The organism is Streptacidiphilus sp. EB129 (genome assembly GCF_041262645.1).
Lineage (GTDB): Bacteria > Actinomycetota > Actinomycetes > Streptomycetales > Streptomycetaceae > Streptacidiphilus.
Genome location: NZ_JBGCCS010000091.1, coordinates 1 through 3,686 on the forward strand (window position 1 = coordinate 1; position 3,686 = coordinate 3,686).

At 72.7% G+C, this 3,686-nt stretch carries 1 protein-coding gene; it reads right to left on the minus strand.

Annotated elements, in window-relative coordinates; genetic code table 11:
• On the minus strand, positions 1-3,641 hold a 3,641-nt coding region (locus tag ABH925_RS37490; protein WP_370156091.1), incomplete at its 3' end, for a type I polyketide synthase.
• Positions 3,642-3,686 lie beyond the last annotated feature (45 nt).

Sequence of the window (3,686 nt, forward strand, 5' to 3'; positions counted from 1 at the left end):
CCCACCAACCCACCCACACCCGAACCCACCACCACCGCACGCTCACCCAACAACGCCCGCGACCCCACCAACGACCACGCCACATCACCCACACCCATGTCGGAACCAGTACCCGGCCCGGAAACCGAACCCGAACCCGGCGCAACCTCCGACCCCAACCCACCCACCACCGACACCAACCGACCCGCCTGACCAGCCAAACCCCCACCACCACACCCCGACACCACCAACGGCACCACCTCACCGCTGAAGACGGCATCCCGGGGCAGCACGGGAGCACTCGGCTCCACCGCAGGCTCGTCCGGCGCCGCCTCAAGCACGACGTGCGCGTTGGTACCGGACACACCGAATCCGGACACTCCCGCCCGGCGGGGCCGGTCCACCTCGGGCCACTCCCGCGACTGCGTCAACAGCTCCACCGCACCCGCCGACCAGTCCACATGCCGCGACGGCTCACCCACATGCAGCGTCCTCGGCAGCACGCCACGGCCCATCGCCTGCACCATCTTGATCACACCCGCCATGCCGGCGGCGGTCTGGGTGTGGCCGATGTTGGACTTCAACGAGCCCAGGAACAACGGACGCTCCGCGTCCCGCCCCTGCCCGTACGTCGCCAGCAGCGCCTGCGCCTCGATCGGGTCGCCCAGCGACGTCCCCGTACCGTGCGCTTCGACCACGTCGACGTCCGCCGCCGACAGGCCGGCGTCGGCCAGGGCCGCGCGGATCACCCGCTGCTGCGACGGACCGTTCGGCGCCGTCAGGCCGTTGGACGCACCGTCCTGGTTCACCGCACTGCCACGCACCAGAGCCATCACCCGGTGCCCGTTCCGCCGCGCCTCGGACAACCGCTCCAGCACCAGCATCCCGGCACCCTCGGCGAGGCCGAAGCCGTCCGCGTCGTCGGAGAACGCCTTGCAGCGCCCGTCGGCGGCGAGTCCGCGTTGGCGGCTGAAACCGACGAACTGCGACGGGGTCGACATCACCATCGCCGCGCCGGCCAGAGCCAGGGTGCACTCCCCGCGCCGCAGCGCCTGCACCGCCAGGTGCAACGCCACCAACGACGACGAACACGCCGTATCCACCGTCACCGCCGGACCCTCAAGACCAAACACATAACTGATCCGCCCCGACGCCACACTGGAGGCGCCACCGGTGACGAAGTAGCCCTCGAAACCGTCGGCGCCACCCTGCCGGGAGGTCGCGTAGGCCTGGTCGGCCATACCGACGAAGACGCCGGTGCGGCTGCCCTTCAGCGACTGCGGAGCGATCCGGGCCCGTTCGACCGCCTCCTGTGCGACCTCCAGGAGCAGGCGCTGCTGCGGGTCCATCGCGAGGGCCTCACGCGGGCTGATGCCGAAGAACTCGGGGTCGAACTCTGCCGCGTCGTGCAGGAATCCACCGGCACGCACGTAGGAGGTGCCGGGCTTGTCCGGATCCGGGCTGTACAGGGCGTCCAGGTCCCAGCCACGGTTGGTGGGCAGCGGCGAGACGACGTCGGCCTCGTCCATGACGAGCTGCCAGAGCTCGTCCGGGGTGGTGACGCCGCCCGGGTAGCGGCAGCCCATGCCGATGATGGCGATCGGGTCGTCGTCCGCAGCCGCGAGGCGCTGCTCGGCGGCGTCGGACGCCGGGCCGGTGGACTGCGGGGCGCCGAGCAGCTCGCCGAGCAGGAATCGAGCCAGGTCGGTGGGGGTCGGGTAGTCGAAGACCACGGTGACGGGCAGCCGCAGGCCGGTCGCCGCCGCGATACCGTTGCGCAGCTCGACGGCGCTGAGCGAGTCGAAGCCGAGCTCCATGAACGCGCGGCGGGCGTCGACCGCCTCGGCCGACGCATGGCCGAGCACCCGGGCCGCGTGACTGCGGACCAGGTCGAGCAGGTTGCGTTCGCGGTCCTGCTCCGGAAGCGCGGCGAGCTGCTCGGCGAGGGCGTTGCCCTCGGTGCCTGCGTCGGCACCGCTGGCGTCTCCGGAATCGCTGCCGAGGGCCCGCTGGACCTCGGGGATGTCGGCCAGCAGCGGGCTGGGCCGGCTGCCGGTGAAGACCGCGGCGAAGCGGTCCCAGTCGACGTCGGCCACCGCGATCACGGCTTCGTCGCGGTCCAGGACCTGTTGCAGCGCGTGGATCGAGGGTTCCGGCTGGATCAGCGGTACGCCTCGCCGTCGCAGCGTGTCCTCCAGCGAGTCGGCGATCATGCCACCACCGGCCCACGGGCCCCAGGCCACCGAGTGGACCGCGAGGCCCCGGCCACGGGCGCGCTGCGCGAGCGCGTCGAGGTAGGCGTTGGCGGCGGCGTACGCGGCATGGTCGCCGACGCCCCAGACGGCGGCGATCGACGAGAACAGTACGACGGTGTCCAGGGAGGCCGGGTCCAGCAGGTCGATCAGGTGTTCGGCCCCGGCGACCTTGCCGGCCGCGACGGTGGCGAGCTCGCCCACTGTGAGGTCGGCGAGCGGAGCGAGGTCGGCGACGCCCGCGGTGTGCATGACGGTGCGGATCGACTCGCCCCTGGTCTCATGGTCCCGGACGAGTGCGGCGACGGCGTCGCGGTCGGCGAGGTCGCAGGCGACGGCGGTGGCGTGGGCGCCCAGGTCGGCGAGTTCGGCTAGGAGTTCGGCCGTGCCGGGGGCCTGGTCGCCGCGACGGCTGGTGAGCACCAGACGGGTGGCGCCGTTGGCCGCCAGCCAGCGCGCGACATGACCGCCCAGTGCCCCGGTACCGCCGGTGATCAGCACCGTCCCACGCGGACGCCAGCTGCGACCCGACACACCGTCACCGGCACGCGCCCGCACCAGTCGACGGCCGAAGACACCCGAGCGGCGCACCGCGACCTGGTCCTCACCATCACCGCGAGCCAGCACCGTACAGAAACGGTCGAGAACCGCGTCGTCCGCATCGGACGGCAGGTCGACCAGACCACCCCAGGCCCGCGGGTACTCCAGCGCGGCGACCCGGCCGAGGCCCCAGGTCTCCGCCTGGAACGGGTGCTCCAGCGGCTCATGGTCGCCCACGGACACGGCTCCGCTGGTGACACACCACAGCGGCGCCGACACCCCGGCGTCGGTGAGCGCCTGCAGCAGGGTGAGCGTGGCGGCCAGGCCGAGCGGGACGGCGGGGTGCTCCGGGTGCCGGTCGCCGTCGCGCGCGAGCAGCGACAGGACGGCGTCGAACTCCGGCTGCCCGCACAGCAGTCGTGCGAGCACCTCGCGGTCGAGGGCGGTCGCCGGGTCGAGGTCGAGCTGCTGGACGGTGCTGCCGTGACGCTCCAGGGCCGCGCGGATCGACGGCGCGGTCGTGTCCTGCGCCGAGGTGACCAGCAGCCAGCGAGCAGCGGGGCGGGGCGCAGCGGCGTCCCGCAGCGGCTGCCAACTCACGGTGTAGCGCCAGGAGTCGACGGTGCCGAGCATGCCACGGCGCTCGTCCCAGGACCGCAGTGCGGGAACCAGCTCGGCCAGGGCCGCTGGTTCCAGCGAGAGTTGGCCGGCCAGCCCGGTGACGTCGTCGGCACGGACGGCGCGCCAGAACGAGTCGTCGACGAGGTCACCACTGCCCGAGACGGCGGCGCCCTGGACGGTCGGGCCGAGGTCGGGGGCGTCGAGCCAGTAGCGGGTGCGTTGGAAGGCGTAGGTCGGCAGGTCCACCATCCGACGACCCGAACCGATCACCGCCTTCCAGTCCACCTCCACCCC